This window comes from Streptomyces sp. NPDC000134, from assembly GCF_042899225.1.
Lineage (GTDB): Bacteria > Actinomycetota > Actinomycetes > Streptomycetales > Streptomycetaceae > Streptomyces.
Genome location: NZ_JBIAZN010000003.1, coordinates 70,249 through 88,377, shown reverse-complemented (window position 1 = coordinate 88,377; position 18,129 = coordinate 70,249). Strand labels below are relative to the sequence as shown.

The window sequence follows — 18,129 nt, the reverse complement described above, 5'->3', positions numbered from 1 at the left end:
GGACACCAACACACCATGGCTATCTGGCTCAACAAGGACAGCAAGGTCATCGTCCAGGGCATGACCGGCGCCACCGGCATGAAGCACACCAAGCTCATGCTCGGCGACGGCACCAACGTCGTGGGCGGCGTCAACCCGCGCAAGGCGGGTCAGTCCGTGGACTTCGACGGCACCGAGGTACCCGTGTTCGGGACCGTCAAGGAGGCCATCGAGAAGACCGGCGCCGACGTCTCCGTCATCTTCGTGCCGGAGAAGTTCACCAAGGACGCCGTCGTCGAGGCCATCGACGCCGAGATCCCCCTCGCGGTCGTGATCACCGAGGGCATCGCCGTGCACGACTCGGCGTCGTTCTGGGCGTACGCGGGCAAGAAGGGCAACAAGACCCGCATCATCGGCCCGAACTGCCCCGGCATCATCACCCCGGGCCAGTCCAACGTCGGCATCATCCCGGGCGACATCACCAAGCCGGGCCGCATCGGCCTGGTCTCGAAGTCCGGCACGCTGACGTACCAGATGATGTACGAGCTGCGCGACATCGGCTTCTCCACGGCCGTCGGCATCGGCGGTGACCCGATCATCGGCACCACGCACATCGACGCGCTCGCCGCGTTCGAGGCCGACCCCGAGACCGACCTGATCGTCATGATCGGTGAGATCGGCGGCGACGCCGAGGAGCGTGCGGCCGACTTCATCAAGGCCAACGTGACCAAGCCGGTCGTCGGCTACGTCGCGGGCTTCACCGCGCCCGAGGGCAAGACCATGGGCCACGCCGGCGCCATCGTCTCCGGTTCCTCCGGCACCGCCCAGGCCAAGAAGGAGGCCCTGGAGGCCGCCGGTGTCAAGGTCGGCAAGACGCCGACCGAGACGGCGAAGCTGGCCCGGGAGATCCTGGCCGGCTGACCGCCGGGGCCGGACGGCGGACCGCACACCGGTCCGCGCACCGCCCTTCCCGCGAGGGCCCGCACCCCCACCACCGGGGGCGCGGGCCCTCGCGCGTTCAGCACCGTTCAGCGTGTCCTCCGCGCACCGCGTTCAGCCCGTTCAGCGTGCCCTCCGTGTACGCCGTGTACGCCGTGTACGCCGCGTACACCCCGTGTTCTCCGCGCTCAGCGTGTTCACCGCTCCAGCGGAACCAGCCGGTCCGGCCCGCTCCGCCACTCCTCGCGCAGCGCTGCCCGCAGCCGCAGTTCCTCGTCCGACAGCGCCCCCGGCGCCACCCTCGGCGGCAGGCCCCGCACCGCCTCCCCGGCGGGCACCGGCGGCTCGTACCGCGTGGGCGCCGTCCGCAGCGCCAGCGCCGTCGTCCCGATCAGGGCGACCGTGAACGCGATGGCGGCCCGGGTCCAGAACCGGGCCCGGCGTTCGCTGCCCGTCCGCACCGCGGGCGCCCCCGCCGCCCGCAGCCGCTCGGCCGACGCCGCCTCGCCCAGTTTCCGGTGCAGCTCCCCCGGATCGGCCAGCTCGGGCAGCCTGGCGGCGACGGCCTCGCGGGCGCGCATCAGCCGGTTGGCCGCCGCGGGAGTCGTCGCCTCCGTCTCCGCCGCCGTCTCGGGCAGGTTCAGACCGACCCCGTCGTACAGCAGCAGGGTGCGGCGGTGCGGCGGCGGGAGCTTTCGCATGACGGCCAGCAGGACCCGGGCGGACGGGTCGGCGGCCGGGGGTTCGCGATGCCGGTGGCGGAGGCGGAACCGGTGCCAGGGGGAGAGCGCGTACTCGTACGCCGCCGCCCGCACCCAGCCCGCCGGGTCCCGGTCGCGGGCCACCTCGGGCCAGCGTTCCCAGGCCCGCTGGAAGGCCCGCTCGACCGACTCGCGGGCCAGATCGCGACGGCCGGTGAGCAGATACGCCTGCCGTACGAGGGCAGGGGCGCAGAAGGCGTACAGCGCGTCGAACGCCTGAGCGGGCGTCAGGGCGGGTGGCTCGGCCCCCCGCCCCCCGGCCGACGGCCCGTCATCGACGGACCCGGCCGACCGGGCGACCGCCTCCACATCCGCCTCCGCCGGTCGCGGGCCCTCCGCCTCCGCCTGCTGATGCCCCGTCATCTCCGTGGCCGGGTCCGCCAGTGAGTCCAGCAGCCTCGCGTACGCCTCCCCCTTCCGGCCGCGTGGCGTCGTGCGGCCGGTCTCCCACGCGCGTACCGTCTCGCGGCTCACCCCCACCCGCGCCGCGAGCTGAGCCTGCGTCAACGACGCCGCCTCGCGCAGGCGTCGGCGCGCCCTGGGAGGGGGGAGCGGGATGGCAGGTGTCTGCGTCACCGGGCGCCCCTTCGTACGAAAAAGTACATAAACGTATATTGAGCGACACAGCGGGGCTTCGCCTGTTACGTCGCGAAAGCGCGTGTCGTTGGGAGCATGGCGGCGTGATCCCTACGACTGTTCGCCGGCCGCCGCTGTCCGTGCTGCACGCCCGCTGGCGGGACCGTTCGCCCGGACTGACCGCCGGACTGCTCGGCGGGGCGGTCGCGGCCGGGCTCGGGCTCGGCGCGGTGGCCGTGCTGGTGATGCTGCTGTGGATCAGTTCGCCGTACCCGGACAGCGGGCCGGGCGGCGCGCTGCACATGACGGCCGCCCTGTGGGTGCTGGCGCACGGCGTCGAACTCGTCCGCGTCGACGGCCCCGGCGGCTCCGTGCCCGTCGGGGTCGCCCCGCTGCTGTTGCTGCTGCTGCCGGTGTGGCTGCTGCACCGGGCAGCCCGGGACGCCACGGACGTCGACGACGGCGTGGGCCTGACCGTGGGCCCGGGGATGCCCTCGGCGACCCGCGTCGGCCGGCCGGGTGTACGGGCGGAGCGGGCCGCCGCCCCGCCGCACGTCTCGGCGCGGATCGCCTGGGCCGGTGTCGTCCTCGGCTACCTCGCCGTCGCCCTGCCCGTGGTGGTGTACGCGGCCGGCGGCGCGCTGCGGCCCTCCTGGCCGTGGACGGTGGTGTGGCTGCCGCTGATCACGATGGCGGCGGCCGGCGCGGGGGTGTGGACGGCGTTCGGCCGTCCGGGCGGGCCGGTGGGCCGGGCGCTGCGGGTACTGCCCCCGCATCTGCGGGAGCTGGTCGTGGAGCCGGACGCCCGGGTGGGCGCCGCCGCACGCGCCGCGGGCGCCGGTACGGCGGTGCTGGTCGGCGGCGGGGCGCTGCTGCTCGCGGTGTCGCTGGTGTGGCACGGCGGGGCGGCCCGGGACTCGTTCCTGCGACTGTCGGAGGGGTGGTCGGGGCAGATCGCGGTGCTGCTGCTCTGCCTGGCGCTGGTGCCGAACGCGGCGGTATGGGCGTCGGCGTACGCGCTCGGGCCGGGGTTCGTGCTGGGCACCGGGCATCTCGTCGGCCCGGTCGCCTCGGCGCCCGCGCCGTCGCTGCCGCCGTTCCCGCTGCTGGCGGCGGTACCCGACCCCGGTCCGGGCACGCCGCTGCACTGGGCGACCGGCATCGTGCCGCTCGCGGCGGGCGTCACAGCGGGCTGGTTCACGGCCCGCTCCGCGACGGAGGACTGCGGGAACCCGGACCACCGCCACGCACACCCGGGCCCCGGCCGCCCGGCGGCCCGCCCGGCGGCCCGCACCCCGCGAGCCGGGGCCTGGCCCCTCCGCCGCACCGCCGTCTCCGCCGCGCTCTCGGCGGTGCTCTGCGCCGTCCTCGTCGCGCTGTCGGCCGGGCTGTCGGGCGGGGCGCTGGGGAACGCCGCGCTGGCGCGGTTCGGGCCGGTGTGGTGGCAGGCCGGGGGCGCGGCCCTGGTCTGGATCGCGACCGTCGCCCTACCGACGGCGGTGACCGTACGCATCTGGCGCTGCCTGCCCGCACGCCCGACCACCGAACGGACCGGCACCGGGACGAGTACCGGAACCGGCACCGGGACGAGTACCGGAACCGGCCCTGGAACAAGTACCGGCACCGGCCCCGGAACAAGCCCCGGCACCGGCACCGGCCCCGCGACGGCCCCGGACCCCGACACCCCCCGCATGGACCGCCGCCAACTGGCCATCCCTGTCCCCGGACTCGACCGCCGCCTGCGCATCCCCGTGCCCGCCCTGGACCTCCGGCGGCGGCGCATTCCCGCCCCCGCGCCGAGCGGCCGGTCGCTCCCGCGCGAGGAACCCGGACCGCCGGCCGCACCCGTCCCGCTCTACGACCACGCGACCGCCCGCGACAGCGCGAACGGCGAGTAGGGCGAGTAGGGCGGCGACAGCGCCCTACTCGCCTACGGCCTGCTGCCTCCCCCCGCACCCCCCGTCGGTCCGGTCCCGTGAACCGGACCCGGGGTCAGCTCTCGCTGCCCAGCACTCCGCGCAACTGCTCCGGCAGGTGCTCGCTGCAGGACTGTCTCGACTCGTTGGTCAGGGCGTCGCTGCGGCACGTGTAGTAGTCGCTGTAGACGAGCTGCGCGACGAAGGACGCGGCGACCAGGACGATGCCCAGCGAGGCCGTGACCAGGCCGCTGATCGCGGCGGTCGTCTGCGGCCGGCCGGCCGGCTCGGGCGCCGCCGGGGTGTCGGGGTCGGTGGCGGCGCGGGGCTTGGCGCGCAGGGCGCTGATGCCCCAGTACAGGGCGAGCGCGCCGAGCAGCAGTGCCACGTACGGCCAACTGAACAGGGCGAAGAACAGCGCCCACATGCCGCTCAGCAGCGCGTACCGGGCGCGGCGCTGGGCGGGGTCGGCCGGGTCCCAGCGCGGGCCCGGACCACCGGACGGCCCCTCGGGGCCGGTGCCGGAACCGCCGGGCCGCTCGCCGAAGCCGCCGGAGGAGCGGCCGGGCTGCCGGTCGCTCCACCGTCCGCCCCAGGGCGCGCGGCCGCCCTGCGGGCCCCGGTCGCCGTCCGGGCCGTCGCCGCCCGACGGGTGCCGCGGCTGCCAGGGCCGGTCCGGGGTGCCCTCGGGCGGGGGCGCGAAGGGGTTGTCGTCCTGCGACGCCCCGTCACGGTCGCTGGGCGCGTCGGGCGGTGAGGACGGGCGCTCCCGCAGCAGCACACCGGTGCTGTGCTCCCCTCCCTGCGCCGACTGCTGGGGGAGCATGAGCAGTCGCAGGCTGCGGTCCGGCATCAAGTGAGCGTCTTCCCCTTGGCGATAGGAGTTTCTCGGGTCGAGCGGGCGATACGGGTACGACTGGTGAACGCCCGGCGTACGGGCAGCGTTCCCGCCACCGCCGGCGACCGCGGCCGCCGGCCGCCGCGGCGGCGGCGTCCCGCGACCGGGCTCCGACCAGACGCTACCTTCCGGCCACGCCCCCGTCCCGAGGGGGCCGTCCGGTGTGCCGGTATCGTTGCTGGCGGCCGGCCGCTTCGTAGACTTCCCCGTATCCCGGGGCGCGAAGCATTCGTACGACCGTACAAACGCGGCGGTGCGGACCGGCCGCAGGCACCCGCTTCCCCGAGAAAGGGCCCCCACCGTGGCCGCCAAGCCCGTGGCCGAGCGCGTCGGACGACTGGTCGTGCTGGTCTCCGGATCAGGCACCAACCTTCAGGCGCTGCTCGACGAGATCGCCGCCACCGGTTCCGGGGCGTACGGGGCCGAGATCGTCGCCGTCGGCGCGGATCGCGACGGCATCGAGGGGCTCGCGCGTGCCGAGCGCGCCGGGCTGCCGACGTTCGTGCGCCGGGTCGGGGACTACGCGACCCGCGAGGAGTGGGACGCGGCGCTCGCCGGGGCCGTCGCCGCCCACGAGCCGGACCTGGTGGTCTCGGCCGGGTTCATGAAGATCGTGGGCAAGGAGTTCCTGGCCCGTTTCGGGGGGCGGTTCGTCAACACCCACCCCGCTCTCCTCCCGAGCTTCCCGGGAGCCCACGGCGTACGGGACGCGCTCGCGTACGGCGTCAAGGTCACCGGCTGCACCGTCCACTTCGTCGACGACGGCGTCGACACCGGGCCGATCATCGCGCAGGGCGTGGTGGAGATCCGGGACGAGGACGACGAGAGCGCTCTGCACGAGCGCATCAAGGAAGTCGAGCGAAGGCTGCTCGTCGATGTCGTGGGGCGGCTCGCCCGCAACGGCTATCGCATTGAGGGACGAAAGGTAGTTATCCAGTGACCGCCACCGCCACCGCCACCGCCGGAAGCGACAAGCGGGCCATCCGTCGCGCGCTCGTCAGCGTCTACGACAAGACCGGGCTCGAGGACCTCGCCCGCGGGCTGCACGAGGCGGGCGTCGAACTCGTCTCCACCGGGTCCACGGCCGGCCGGATCGCCGCCGCCGGCGTCCCCGTCACCAAGGTCGAGGAGCTGACCGGCTTCCCCGAGTGCCTGGACGGCCGGGTCAAGACCCTGCACCCGAAGGTGCACGCCGGCATCCTCGCCGACCTGCGCCTGGACAGCCACCGCGAGCAGCTCGCCGAGCTGGGCGTGCAGCCGTTCGACCTGGTCGTGGTCAACCTCTACCCGTTCCGCGAGACCGTCGCCTCGGGCGCCACCCCCGACGAGTGCGTCGAGCAGATCGACATCGGCGGCCCGTCGATGGTCCGCGCCGCCGCCAAGAACCACCCCTCGGTCGCGGTCGTCACCAGCCCCGCCCGGTACGCCGACGTGCTCTCGGCGGTGCGGGACGGCGGGTTCGACCTGGCCGCCCGCAAGCAACTGGCCGCCGAGGCGTTCCGGCACACCGCCGAGTACGACATCGCCGTCTCCTCCTGGTTCGCCTCCGCGTACGCTCCCGCCGACGACTCCCCGTTCCCGGAGTTCCTCGCCACCGGCCTGGAGCGCTCGCACACCCTGCGCTACGGCGAGAACCCGCACCAGCCCGCCGCCCTCTACACCGCGACGGCGTCGGTCAGCGGCTCCGCCGCCGGCGGCGGCCTGGCCGGGGCGGAGCAGTTGCACGGCAAGGAGATGTCGTACAACAACTACACGGACACCGACGCCGCCCGCCGTGCCGCCTACGACCACGCCGAGCCCTGCGTGGCGATCATCAAGCACGCCAACCCCTGCGGCATCGCGGTCGGCGCGGACGTGGCCGAGGCGCACCGCAAGGCGCACGCCTGCGACCCGCTGTCCGCGTTCGGCGGCGTGATCGCGGTGAACCGGCCGGTCAGCAGGGAGATGGCCGAGCAGGTCGCGGAGATCTTCACCGAGGTCGTCGTGGCGCCGGACTACGAGGAGGGGGCCCTGGAGGTCCTCACCAAGAAGAAGAACATCCGCGTGCTGCGCTGCCCGGAGGCCCCCGCGCACCCGGTGGAGGTCAAGCCCATCGACGGCGGCGCCCTCCTCCAGGTCGCCGACCGCCTCCAGGCCGAGGGCGACGACCCGGCCACCTGGACGCTGGCCACCGGCGAGGCGCTCGGCGAGGCGGAGCTGGCCGAGCTGGCGTTCGCCTGGAAGGCGTGCCGGGCCGTGAAGTCCAACGCGATCCTGCTCGCCAAGGACGGCGCCTCGGTCGGCGTCGGCATGGGCCAGGTCAACCGGGTCGACTCCGCGAAGCTCGCCGTCGAGCGGGCCGGCGCCGAGCGCGCCCAGGGGGCGTACGCGGCGTCCGACGCGTTCTTCCCGTTCCCGGACGGCCTGGAGATCCTCACCGCGGCGGGCGTCCGGGCCGTGGTCCAGCCGGGCGGTTCGGTCCGTGACGAACTGGTGGTCGAGGCCGCGAAGAAGGCCGGCGTGACCATGTACTTCACCGGCACGCGCCACTTCTTCCACTGAGCCGTCCCGGTCCTTCTCCCACTGAGCAGTCCCGGGACCCCCGGAACGCGACGAGGGCCCGCCGGTCACCGACCGGCGGGCCCTCGCGGGTGGGATCAGCAGGGGCGCAGGGACCAGATCGGGTCCCAGGTGGCGGTGCCCGCCTGGTAGGCGGTGGACGTCCAGCGGACGCTGCCGTCCTTGTTGAAGAACTTCGCCACCGTGCCCGGTGTCTGGTTGTTGGTGAACGGGCCGTTGCCGGACCAGTTGGTCACGTTCCACGTCTGGCACTTGTAGAAGTCGAACTTGGTGCCGTTGACGACCATGCACAGGTGGCCGTAGCCGCAGGCCAGGTCCTGGGCGGCCTTCGTCTTGGGCGCCTCGGTGACGGTCAGGCCCTCGTACCTGACCGCGTCGGCGGACACGCTGAGCGGCTGGTGCCGGTCGGCGAGGACCTGGTCGGCGGCCCGCTGGAGGCCGGTGACCCGGGTGCCGGCCGGGTCGGCGGCGGTGGCCGCGACCGAGGAGCCGGCGACCAGGGCGGATGCCGCGAGGAGCAGGGCGGCGGGCTGGGTGATGTTCACTGTCGTTCCCCCATGAACGTCGGTGGTCGTACCGCCGAAGCGGTGTGGGACCACCGTGCCCGGGGCGCACCCTGTGCGGTACCTGTGAACTCCGAGGGTCACGACCGCCCCGGCGGGGTGTACTCCTTGAGGTAGTGGGCGACGCGGGCGGCGTAGGAGCGGTACTCCGGGGGAACGCCGCCCGCGTCGTTCACCTTGCCGTACGACGTCCGGTACGCGGCGGCGATCAGCACCCGGCGGTCACCGGGCAGCTCGGCGTCGAGACGGGGCGTGATCCAGCACAGGTAGCGGCCCATCGCCGGGATCGACTCGGCGGGCGGGAAGGGGGGTTCGGGGACGGTCTCGCCGGGCGTGCCGTCCTCGTGCATCCACCAGCGCAGCACGCTGGGGGTCCAGCGGGCGATGCCGTACTCGTTCTTCTCCGGGTCGGAGAGCAGCGGGTCGAAGTCGCTCTCCACCTTCAGCATGGCCCCGATCAGCACCGCGCTGACCTCTTCCCGGTCGCAGTCGTGGGCGGTCTCGACGATCAGCAGCCGGTAGGCGGGTGGCACGCCCCGGTCGGTACGGAGTTCCGCCGCGCCGTAGGAGGCGGCGGCGACCCGCGTGCCACCGGTGCCGCCGCCGTGCCGGCCGCCGCCGGGCGCGGGGGTGCCGTCGTCGAGGACGGCGCTGACGCCGAAGCCCAGCGCGGCGGCGACGGTGGCGGTGGCGGCGGAGCCGGCCAGCAGCAGCCGCCAGGTCCGGGCGCGGCGCGGCGGCGCCCCGCCGGCCGCCGCCGCCACCCGGCGCAGCAGGGCCCGGGTGCCGACGCGTCCGGCGTGCGTACGGGCCAGGCAGTCCCGCACGATCTCCCGCCACGGCTCCGGCAGCGCGGGCGACAGCCGCAGTTCGGCGGTGCCCCGGGCGTAGGCGACCGCCGCGTCCCGCCGGGCCGTCGGGGTGCCGCCGGGCAGCGGGAAGGTGCCGGTGAGCAGCAGGTGGGCGAGGACGCCGAACGCCCACACGTCGGCGGACGGACGGATTCGCCGGCCCCGCTCGCCGACCTCCGCCCAGAGCAGTTCCGGCGGGGTGTAGTCGGGCGTGGAGAAGGCGGGCGTGTAGGCGTGGGTGCCCTCCAGCTCGGCGGCCATGTTGAAGTCGGCCAGCCGGACCGTGCCGTCCTTCATCAGCAGCACGTTGGCCGGTTTCAGGTCACCGTGCACCCAGCCCGCTTCGTGCAGTTGTGCCAGTCCCTCGCAGATCTGCGCGAGCAGCGCGGGCCCGTCCGCCGGCCGCCCCGGCAGCGCCGCCAGCGACCGCTCCGCCCGCTCCAGTACGAGGACGGTGGCGCCGTCGAGGCCGGGGCGGGCCGGGTCGTCGACGGTGAGGGTGGCGTACATCCGGATCAGCCGGGGCCGGCGCAGGCGGCGGTGCAGTTCGACCTCGCGGTCGATCAGTTCGCGCAGGTGGGCGAGGTGCCGGGGGGTGCCCGTGCCGGTGGGCAGGAACTTCAGCGCCGCCGTCGCCGGGAGGTCGCCGGCCCCGCCGCCGGACCGGTGGCGACCCTCGTACACGCTGCCGAACGCGCCGGTGGCGATCGGCTCCCGCACCTCCCAGTCGCCGACCCGGTACCCCTTCGGCACCGGCACGGCGTACGGCTCGGTCACCGCACCGGCCGCTCGGACGCGGGCCGCCCGGACATCGGCCGATCAGGCGCCGACCGCCCGGAGTCCGACCGCCCGGACGTCGGCCGGGTCGGCCCCGCCAGCACCACCAGGTCGTCCTCGCGGACCAGGTCGAAGCGGAGCGCCAGGGAGACCAGGGACTCCTTCTTGCCGTTCAGCCGGGTCCCCGGCTCGGCGGTCTCCGGGCCGGGCTTCAGCCGCAGCTTGACGGCCAGGTAGTCGATGTTCCACTGCACCGACGTACGGGACGCGGCCGGCCAGCACGGGCGCAGCCGCTCGACGACCCGCTCGACCGTCGGCAGCGGCGCGTGCGGCGTCCCGCGCAGCCTCGGCTCGCACAGCGCGGCCAGCACCGCGAAGTACCGCTTGGTGCGGTCCACGGAGAAGGCCGGGGCGGTCGGCTCGCCGTCGGTGCCGTCCTCGGCGCGCAGATAGTCGTGGCGCGGCGCCCACACCTCGACCGGCAGCAGATCGCCCGCCGCGGGCAGCACGATACGCGAGAACTCGAACGGCACCGGCGCCTCCAGCCGCCCCGGCGCCACCTTGATGTGCTCGCCCGCCCCCTCCGGGTTCTCCACCACGTACGTCTGGCGGGCCGAGAGGTTGCTGAGCGTCCAGAAGGAACCCTGGGCCGTGATCTCACCCGCTCTGCGGGACACCCCGCCGTGCGCGATCAGCAGTCCGCCCTCGGGGACCGACCGGCCGAAGGCCAGCCGTTCGCCGGGGGCGAGCCGGAGCTGCGTCGGGGCGGTGCGGCCGGGCCCGCCCTCCGTGGTCGGCGGTACCACGATGATGCTGTACAAGGTGCGTCTCCCCGTGCCTGACGGCTGCCTCCTCAGACTAGGGGGACACGTAAGGGCCGTGTCCCCCTCGTTCGGGTGAGACACGGCCCTGACGGGTGACTGGCGCGAACGCGACGCCCCCGGACGGCGTCAGTTCTGGACGACCATCGTGCTCGCGGCCTTGTCGTGCCAGCCCTGCTGGCGGCCGGACTTGTCCCAGAACGGCGACAGGTACACCAGCAACTGACCGATGCCGCACGCGATGCTGCCGACCATCGGGATGATCCAGCGGATGAACGACGAACCCAGGCCCGGCTTCTGCCCGGTGTCCACCTTCACCACCCGGATGCCGACGCACAGCTTGCCGAGCGTGGCGCCCACCAGACCGGTCATCAGCCACTCGTAGAGCAGGCCCACGATCGCCAGCACACCGAACATCGCGCCGAACGCACTTGCGAAGTCCGACCCGGCGTCGTTGATGCAGGAGTCGTAGGTCACGGAGTTCGGGTCGCAGTCCTGCGCCGCCCCGAGGGAGCCGACGGCACCGACGACGATGAGCACGGTGTAGATGATGCCGAAGGCCACGCCGTCGATCATCCGGGCGCCGAAGCGGCGGCCCATCGAGGCGACCCGCGGACCGCCCGGCACGGACCCGCCCGGATAACCGGGGTGCTGCGGATAGCCGTACCCCTGCTGCGGCGGGACGCCGGGCGCCTGCGGATAGCCGTAACCGGGCTGCCCCTGCTGGGGGTGGCCGTAGCCGGGCTGCCCCTGCTGCGGGTGGCCGTAGCCGGGCTGCCCCTGCTGGGGGTGGCCGTAGCCGGGCTGCTGGGGTTCCTGCGGCTGACCGTACGGATTGTTGGGCGAGCCGAAACTCATCTGGGCTTCCTCCGTTGCGCAATCGGGGACGATGCGGACGACACGGAGGAACGTCGGACGTACGAGCGGTTCGCCCCCCGAGCTTGACCGCGACAGTGCGCCGCTCATCGTCGTCGGCCGGACGAGTGATTGTCCAGCTCGAAACACCGGACGTTGTGCAAGTGCAACCTGGCCGATCATGGCCGGACCGGCTGCGAGCGGTCCGCCCGGCGGCCGGATTGGAACAGGGGGCCGGTCATCCGCGAGGATGGGGGGCATGACCGCCCAGATTCTCGATGGCAAGGCCACCGCAGCCGCGATCAAGTCCGAACTGGCCGCCCGCGTGGCGGCGCTGAAGGAGAAGGGCGTCACGCCCGGCCTCGGCACCGTCCTGGTCGGCGACGACCCCGGCAGCCAGAAGTACGTCGCCGGCAAGCACCGCGACTGCGCCCAGGTGGGCATCGCCTCCATCCAGCGTGAACTGCCCGCCACGGCCACGCAGGAGGAGATCGAGGCGGTCGTCCGCGAGCTGAACGAGGACCCCGCCTGCACCGGCTACATCGTCCAGCTCCCGCTGCCCCGGGGCATCGACGAGAACCGCATCCTGGAACTCATGGACCCGGACAAGGACGCGGACGGACTCCACCCCATGAACCTCGGCCGCCTCGTCCTCAACGAGCCGGCGCCGCTGCCCTGCACCCCCAACGGCATCCTCACCCTGCTGCGCCGCTACGGCGTCGAGATCAAGGGCGCCGAGGTCGTCGTCGTCGGCCGCGGGGTGACCATCGGCCGGCCGATGCCGCTGCTGCTCACCCGGCGCAGCGAGAACGCCACGGTCACCCAGTGCCACACCGGTACCCGCGACCTCTCCGCCCACCTCAAGCGCGCCGACATCGTCGTCGCCGCCGCGGGCTCGCCGCACCTGATCCGCGCCGAGGACGTCAAGCCGGGCGCGGCCGTCCTCGACGTCGGCGTCTCGCGCAACGCCGAGGGCAAGATCGTCGGCGATGTCCACCCCGACGTCGCCGAGGTCGCCGCCTGGATCTCCCCCAACCCCGGCGGCGTCGGCCCGATGACCCGCGCCCAGCTCCTCGTCAACGTCGTCGAGGCGGCGGAACGCAGTGCCGGCTGAGAAAGAGACCCGGAAGACAGCGGGGCCGGAGACCGAGGGCGCGAGCCGGGAGCCGGACGCGGCGGAGGGGCGGAAGGGGACCGGCGCGGAGCCGGACCTCGACGGCATCACCGTGACGGACCCGGTCAGCGCGCCCGACGCGTACGGGCGGCCCCGGCGGGTCACGCGCCGCTTCCCGCTGTTCACCCGGGACACCGCGCGCCCCGAGGGCGGTGGCCGGGCCGCGCCCCGGGACGCCCCGGCGCCCGCCCGGCAGTGGCCCGTCCTCACCGTGGTCGGCCTGGTCGGCCTCGGCCTGCTGCTGACCGCGCTGGACGTCTTCCGCTACGGCATGCTGCTCATCGGCCTCGCCCTGCTCGGCGGAGCCGTACTGCGCTGGCTGCTGCCCGACGTCGGCATGCTCGCCGTCCGCTCCCGCTTCACGGACATCGCCACCTACGGCGTCCTGGGCCTCGCCATCGTCCTGCTGGCGATGATGGCCCAGCCCGACCCGTGGCTGCAGATCCCGTTCCTCAAGGACACGCTGCACTTCACCGTCAGCAACGAGTGACGCCGGACAGCGGAACGACGGCCCGTCCCCTCCCCCGTGGAAGGACGGGCCGCCGTCCGCACCCACCTTCCCCCGCCCCGAAGCGGCTGTTCAACGCCTGTCCGCGCGCTGTGGCACGGAAGTGACGGTTCTGGAACGGACTCCGGGAAGAACGTGACGCACGGGCCGTAAGAGACCGCGCGGGCAAGGCCCGTACGGGCGGGGTCCGGCCGGCTTCCGGGGCTCATTTGGGCGGAGCGAGGACCCGATGGAACACTGGTCCGCGGCCGGGCCGGCCTGCCGGTGCGGGCCCGCGGCCACCGCGCTCCTGCGCGCCCCCACCCCGGGAACCGAGACTCTCGACCGGCGCATCCCTGTCGACGGCCGGACGGGGACTCGGCGGAGGGCATCACGCGCGGGGGAACGACCAGCACGTCACCCGGGGAAGAGGGGGAGCAATGCCTCGTTGGAGGGCCTTGCCGGACGATCTCGATCCGCAGATCCGAGAGTTCGCCGGCCAGTTGCGCCGGCTCGTCGACCGCAGCGAGCTGAGCATCTCGGCGGTGGCCGACGCCACGGGTTACAGCAAGACGTCCTGGGAGAAGTACCTCAACGGCCGGCTGCTCGCCCCCAAGGGCGCGATCGTGGCGCTGGCCGAGGTCACGGAGACCGACCCGGTCCACCTGACCACCATGTGGGAGCTGGCCGAGCGGGCCTGGAGCCGCTCGGAGCTGCGCCACGACACGACCATGGAGGCCATCCGGATCTCCCGGGCAGGGGCGGCGCCCGGCGAACCGGGCGGCCGGGCGGACGACGGGACGAGGGGCGGCCGGGGGGACGACCGGCCGGGCAGCCGGCCGGACGGCCGCAAGGGCGGCGGCAGCGCCACGGCGACATCCGGCCCCGCCGGTCCCGCCGGTGTCGCGCCCGCCTTCCCGCCCGTTCCGAGTCAGCCGACGGCCGCGGACAGCGCGGACTCGGCCACCGGACGGGGCGGTGCCGTACGGGACGGGGGCCCGGCCGCCGCGTCGCCCGCGTCGGGCGAACCGGCCCCGGACTCCGGCGAGGCCCCGCTCGTCAACTCCTAGGGACTGGCCGGGTACCGCGGCCCCGCGCCCTCCGGACCCCGCCGGGGCGGGGCCGTGCCGCCGCCCCTGGCCGGGCCGGGGCGGGAGGCCACCACGGCGTCCGGCGGCGGGCCCGCCGCTCCGGCCGGCCCGCGGCGGACCGCTCCGGCCGGCCCGTACGGCACCCCGCCGCCCGCTCCCCGTCCCCGTCCCCAGGGCGGTTCCGGCGGCAAGCGGATGCCGATGTTCGTCGCGGGTGTGGTCGGTGTCCTGGTCGTGATCGCCGGGGCCTTCTTCCTGCTCGACGACGGCGGGAAGAAGGAGAAGGAGGGCGCCGGGCCCTCGCCCTCGCCCACCGCGACCCCCAGCAAGAAGCTGCCGCCGGGAGTGAAGTGCAGCGGCGACCAGTGCACCGGCAAGGACGCCGAGGACATGGGCTGCGGCGGCGACCTGGTCACCACCGAGCAGTCCGTCACCGTCGGCACGACCCTGGTCGAGGTCCGCTACAGCAAGATCTGCGGTGCCGTCTGGGGCCGGGTCACGCAGGCCGCGCAGGGCGACGAGGTCCAGATCAGCGCCGGCAAGGCCAGGCAGACCGGCTCGGTCACCATGGCCGGGGACACCATCGCGTACACCCCGATGGTGGCGGTGCCGGACGCCGCCGACGCCACCGCGTGCGTCACCCTGGCGTCGGGCGGGAAGGGCTGCACCCAGTAGCGGCGGCGAGGCGTCGGCAAGGCGGTGCCGCGGGGCGTGCGTCCGTCCCGGAAAAAAACTTCCGGCCGGACATGCATGGCTCCCGCCATCATGGGCACGCGAAAAGTACCCCCCCACGGGAGTCCGGCAACGGTACCCCCCCCCACGGCGGTCGCTCGGTCCCCCCTCTCCCGGACCGGCGGCCGCCTCTCCCGTATACGCGGACGCGTACGGCGGTGCTGTGGGCCGGGTTACACCCACCCGGACGTCCGGCATCCCGGATGCGCGATAGCCTGACCGCGGGTAGATCTCTTGACGCCAAGAGATCGATCAAACTCAGCGGGGCAGGGACGCCCCACCGCCAGCTCATACGGAGAACGCCATGACCCGCACTCCCGTGAACGTCACCGTCACCGGCGCGGCCGGCCAGATCGGTTACGCCCTGCTCTTCCGCATCGCCTCCGGCCAGTTGCTCGGCGCGGACGTGCCGGTCAAGCTGCGCCTGCTGGAGATCACCCCGGCGCTGAAGGCCGCCGAGGGCACCGCGATGGAACTGGACGACTGCGCGTTCCCGCTCCTCCAGGGCATCGACATCAGCGACGACCCGAACGTGGCCTTCGACGGCGCCAACGTCGCCCTCCTCGTCGGCGCCCGCCCCCGCACCAAGGGCATGGAGCGCGGTGACCTCCTGGAGGCCAACGGCGGCATCTTCAAGCCGCAGGGCAAGGCCATCAACGACCACGCCGCGGACGACATCAAGGTCCTCGTCGTCGGCAACCCGGCCAACACCAACGCGCTGATCGCGCAGGCCGCCGCCCCGGACGTACCGGCCGAGCGGTTCACCGCGATGACCCGTCTGGACCACAACCGGGCGCTGACCCAGTTGGCGAAGAAGACCGGCTCCACCGTCGCCGACATCAAGCGGCTGACCATCTGGGGCAACCACTCCGCCACCCAGTACCCGGACATCTTCCACGCCACGATCGCCGGCAAGAACGCCGCCGAGGTCGTGAACGACGAGAAGTGGCTGGCCGAGGACTTCATCCCGACCGTCGCCAAGCGCGGCGCGGCGATCATCGAGGCCCGGGGCGCGTCCTCCGCCGCGTCGGCCGCCAACGCCGCCGTCGACCACGTCCACACCTGGGTCAACGGCACCGCCGAGGGCGACTGGGTCTCCATGGGCATCCCGTCGGACGGCTCCTACGGCGTCCCGGAGGGCCTGATCTCCTCCTTCCCGGTCACCTGCAAGGACGGCAAGTACGAGATCGTCCAGGGCCTGGAGATCAACGAGTTCTCCCGCACCCGCATCGACGCCTCCGTCCAGGAGCTGGCGGACGAGCGCGAGGCGGTCCGTGGTCTCGGCCTGATCTGACCCGCGCTGCTCCCGCGAGGCCCCGCCGGGTGCGGGGCCTCCGGCATACCCGGACCGGCCGGTCGGTGAGTGATTCCGGCAGCCGGCCTCGGACCACGCCTCCGCTCAGGCCCGCAGCCGGGCCGCCGTCTCCCTCAGGGACTCGGTCGCGGCGCGCTGGAGGCCGGGGCCGAACGTGATCCGGGTGGCGCCGAGTTCGCCCAGTCGGGCGGGCGAGGGACCCTGGCCGGGACGCGCGACCACGTTGACCGGACCGGACGTCCCGGCCCGCAGCAACGGCAGGACCTCCAGCGGGGCCTGGATCGGATACACGCAGTCCGCGCCCGCCGCTGCGTACAGCGCGGCCCGCTCGATGGCCCGGTCCGGATCGGCGACGCCCCGGATGAACGTGTCCACCCGCGCGTTGACGAACAGCGCGTCCCCGGCCGCCGACCGCACCTCGGCCAGCCACTCGGCGTGCTCGTGCGGGTCCTTCAGCTCGCCCCCGGCCGAGTCCTCCAGGTTGCAGCCGACGGCGCCCGCCTCCAGCAGCCGCTCCACCAGTTCCTTCGGCGCCAGCCCGTACCCGCCCTCGACGTCCGCCGACACGGGCACCCGCACGGCCCGCGCGATCCTGGCCACCGCCGCGAACATCTCGTCGGCCGGGGTCCGCCCGTCCTCGTAGCCGAGGGAGGCCGCGACGCCCGCGCTGGGCGTCGCGAGCGCCGGGAACCCGGCCTCCTCGAAGACCCGGGCGCTCGCCGCGTCCCACGGTCCGGGCAGGACCAGCGGATCGTCCGGCGCGCGATGCCGGTGCAGGGCGCGGAACCGCTCGGCCTTGCCGAGGGCGCCGGCGGCGCCGGCCGTGTCGACGGTGCTCATGGTGTGTGACCCCCCGGTGGAACACGGCGGCTGACCATCAGCCGGTTCCAGTTGTTGATGGCGGCGATCAGCCCGACCAGATGGGCGAGTTCCGCCGCGTCGAAGTGCGCGGTGGCCCGCTCGTACACCTCGTCCGGCACGAACCCGTCCGTCAGCACGGTCACCGCCTCGGTCAGTGCCAGCGCGGCACGCTCCCGCGCGTCGAAGACGTCCTCGGCCTCCTCCCAGGCGGCGAGGAGATCGAGCTGCCGTTCGCTCACCCCCTGCTCGCGGGCGAGGGCGAGATGCATGTCGAGACAGAACGCGCAGTGGTTGAGCTGCGAGGCACGGATCACCACCAGCTCGGCGAGGGCCGGATCGCCGAGCCCCCGTTTGGCCGCCGCGCTCAGCGCCGACATCGCCGCGGCGACCTCGCGGTCGAGCAGCCCGGTCCGCGCCGTCATCCGTGCTGCCCCGGCCGGTAGTGGCCCGGCGCCATCCGGCAGGTCACCCCGAACCGGTTCCAGGCGTTGATCACCGTGATCGCGGCGATCAACTGCGCCAGCTCCGCCTCCTCGAAGTGCGCCGCGGCCTTCGCGTACACCTCGTCCGGCACGAACCCGTCCGTCAGGACCGTCACCGCCTCGGTCAGCTCCAGCGCCGCCAGCTCCCGCTCCGTGTAGAACGCGCGGGATTCCTCCCAGGCGGCGAGCTGCACGATCCGCTCCACGCTCTCGCCCGCCGCGAGCGCGTCCTTGGTGTGCATGTCGAGGCAGAACGCGCAGTGGTTGATCTGCGAGGCGCGGATCTTCACCAGCTCGTACAGCTTCGGGTCCAGACCCCGCCTGGCGGCGGCGTCCAGCCTGATCATCGCCTTGTAGACCTCGGGGGCGTGCTTGGCCCACTCCAGCCGGGCGGGCGGTTCGGGCGCGTAGGGGGCCTGCGGTGTGCTGTTCTCGGTGTAGGTCGTCATGCTTCGACCCTAGGAACGAAGCAGCCCAGGAGTATGGTCCATT

The 18,129-nt window shown here is 74.0% G+C and carries 16 protein-coding genes and 1 pseudogene; 8 read left to right on the top strand and 9 right to left on the bottom strand.

All coding sequences use genetic code 11. The features are described from left to right. Nucleotides 1-15 precede the first annotated feature (15 nt). A complete protein-coding gene (gene sucD / locus ACFY32_RS05160; protein ID WP_359188997.1) occupies nt 16-900 on the top strand; it encodes a succinate--CoA ligase subunit alpha in 885 nt (294 codons plus the stop codon). Between the two features lie 215 nt (nt 901-1,115). Here the strand turns inward: sucD and ACFY32_RS05155 are convergent, their stop codons facing one another. Then, nucleotides 1,116-2,255, bottom strand: coding sequence for a helix-turn-helix domain-containing protein (locus ACFY32_RS05155; protein WP_390673457.1), 1,140 nt, complete (start codon nt 2,253-2,255; stop codon nt 1,116-1,118). A gap of 104 nt (nt 2,256-2,359) precedes the next feature. Between ACFY32_RS05155 and ACFY32_RS05150 the strand changes: the two genes are divergently transcribed. Next, nucleotides 2,360-4,153, top strand: coding sequence for a DUF6350 family protein (locus tag ACFY32_RS05150; RefSeq protein ID WP_390673456.1), 1,794 nt, complete (start codon nt 2,360-2,362; stop codon nt 4,151-4,153). A gap of 94 nt (nt 4,154-4,247) precedes the next feature. On the opposite strand, the gene ACFY32_RS05145 is transcribed toward ACFY32_RS05150, so the two are convergent. Beyond that, nucleotides 4,248-5,024, bottom strand: a complete 777-nt coding sequence (locus ACFY32_RS05145) for a hypothetical protein (protein WP_359188989.1) — start codon at nt 5,022-5,024, stop codon at nt 4,248-4,250. A gap of 346 nt (nt 5,025-5,370) precedes the next feature. Here ACFY32_RS05145 and purN point away from each other — a divergent pair, with 346 nt between their 5' ends. Both purN and purH read left to right on the top strand, forming a co-directional pair. Next, nucleotides 5,371-6,009, top strand: coding sequence for a phosphoribosylglycinamide formyltransferase (gene purN, locus ACFY32_RS05140; RefSeq protein WP_390673455.1), 639 nt, complete (start codon nt 5,371-5,373; stop codon nt 6,007-6,009). Then, the gene (gene purH, locus ACFY32_RS05135; protein WP_390673454.1) at nt 6,006-7,610 is read left to right on the top strand and encodes a bifunctional phosphoribosylaminoimidazolecarboxamide formyltransferase/IMP cyclohydrolase; all 1,605 of its coding nucleotides are present in this window, start codon (nt 6,006-6,008) and stop codon (nt 7,608-7,610) included. Before purN ends, purH begins: the two co-directional genes overlap by 4 nt. 95 nt (nt 7,611-7,705) lie before the next feature. Here the strand turns inward: purH and ACFY32_RS05130 are convergent, their stop codons facing one another. From ACFY32_RS05130 to ACFY32_RS05115, 4 genes are all read right to left on the bottom strand, one after another. Continuing rightward, on the bottom strand, nt 7,706-8,173 hold the full coding sequence (locus tag ACFY32_RS05130) for a hypothetical protein (RefSeq protein WP_359188980.1): 468 nt from the start codon (nt 8,171-8,173) through the stop codon (nt 7,706-7,708). A 98-nt stretch (nt 8,174-8,271) separates the two neighbouring features. Next, nucleotides 8,272-9,819: a protein kinase gene (locus ACFY32_RS05125; RefSeq protein ID WP_390673453.1), complete on the bottom strand. Its 1,548-nt coding sequence runs from the start codon at nt 9,817-9,819 to the stop codon at nt 8,272-8,274. Next, nucleotides 9,816-10,640 (bottom strand): FHA domain-containing protein, encoded by an 825-nt coding sequence (locus ACFY32_RS05120; RefSeq protein WP_390673452.1) that lies wholly within the window; start codon nt 10,638-10,640, stop codon nt 9,816-9,818. Before ACFY32_RS05120 ends, ACFY32_RS05125 begins: the two co-directional genes overlap by 4 nt. 129 nt (nt 10,641-10,769) lie before the next feature. After that, entirely contained in the window at nt 10,770-11,498 is a 729-nt protein-coding gene (locus tag ACFY32_RS05115) for an RDD family protein (RefSeq protein WP_359188970.1), read from the bottom strand. Between the two features lie 256 nt (nt 11,499-11,754). Between ACFY32_RS05115 and ACFY32_RS05110 the strand changes: the two genes are divergently transcribed. The 4 genes and pseudogenes from ACFY32_RS05110 to ACFY32_RS05095 all read left to right on the top strand — a co-directional run bounded on the left by ACFY32_RS05110 (nt 11,755) and on the right by ACFY32_RS05095 (nt 16,273). Beyond that, complete coding sequence (locus tag ACFY32_RS05110; RefSeq protein ID WP_359188967.1) at nt 11,755-12,609, top strand: bifunctional methylenetetrahydrofolate dehydrogenase/methenyltetrahydrofolate cyclohydrolase; 855 nt, start codon at nt 11,755-11,757, stop codon at nt 12,607-12,609. Further along, nucleotides 12,599-13,159, top strand: coding sequence for a DUF3017 domain-containing protein (locus ACFY32_RS05105; protein ID WP_390673451.1), 561 nt, complete (start codon nt 12,599-12,601; stop codon nt 13,157-13,159). The genes ACFY32_RS05110 and ACFY32_RS05105 overlap by 11 nt, the downstream gene beginning before the upstream one ends. Nucleotides 13,160-13,596: 437 nt before the next feature. Continuing rightward, nucleotides 13,597-14,922: pseudogene (locus tag ACFY32_RS05100) on the top strand (helix-turn-helix domain-containing protein). A gap of 361 nt (nt 14,923-15,283) precedes the next feature. Next, entirely contained in the window at nt 15,284-16,273 is a 990-nt protein-coding gene (locus ACFY32_RS05095; RefSeq protein WP_359188958.1) for a malate dehydrogenase, read from the top strand. Between the two features lie 105 nt (nt 16,274-16,378). Here the strand turns inward: ACFY32_RS05095 and ACFY32_RS05090 are convergent, their stop codons facing one another. From ACFY32_RS05090 to ACFY32_RS05080, 3 genes are read right to left on the bottom strand one after another with little or no spacing between them, the layout of a single operon-like run. Next, nucleotides 16,379-17,134 carry an isocitrate lyase/phosphoenolpyruvate mutase family protein gene (locus ACFY32_RS05090; protein ID WP_359188955.1) on the bottom strand — a complete coding sequence of 252 codons (756 nt, stop codon included), beginning with the start codon at nt 17,132-17,134 and terminating at the stop codon, nt 16,379-16,381. Next, nucleotides 17,131-17,577, bottom strand: a complete 447-nt coding sequence (locus tag ACFY32_RS05085) for a carboxymuconolactone decarboxylase family protein (RefSeq protein WP_359188953.1) — start codon at nt 17,575-17,577, stop codon at nt 17,131-17,133. Before ACFY32_RS05085 ends, ACFY32_RS05090 begins: the two co-directional genes overlap by 4 nt. Further along, nucleotides 17,574-18,086: a carboxymuconolactone decarboxylase family protein gene (locus ACFY32_RS05080; RefSeq protein WP_390673450.1), complete on the bottom strand. Its 513-nt coding sequence runs from the start codon at nt 18,084-18,086 to the stop codon at nt 17,574-17,576. Before ACFY32_RS05080 ends, ACFY32_RS05085 begins: the two co-directional genes overlap by 4 nt. Nucleotides 18,087-18,129 lie beyond the last annotated feature (43 nt).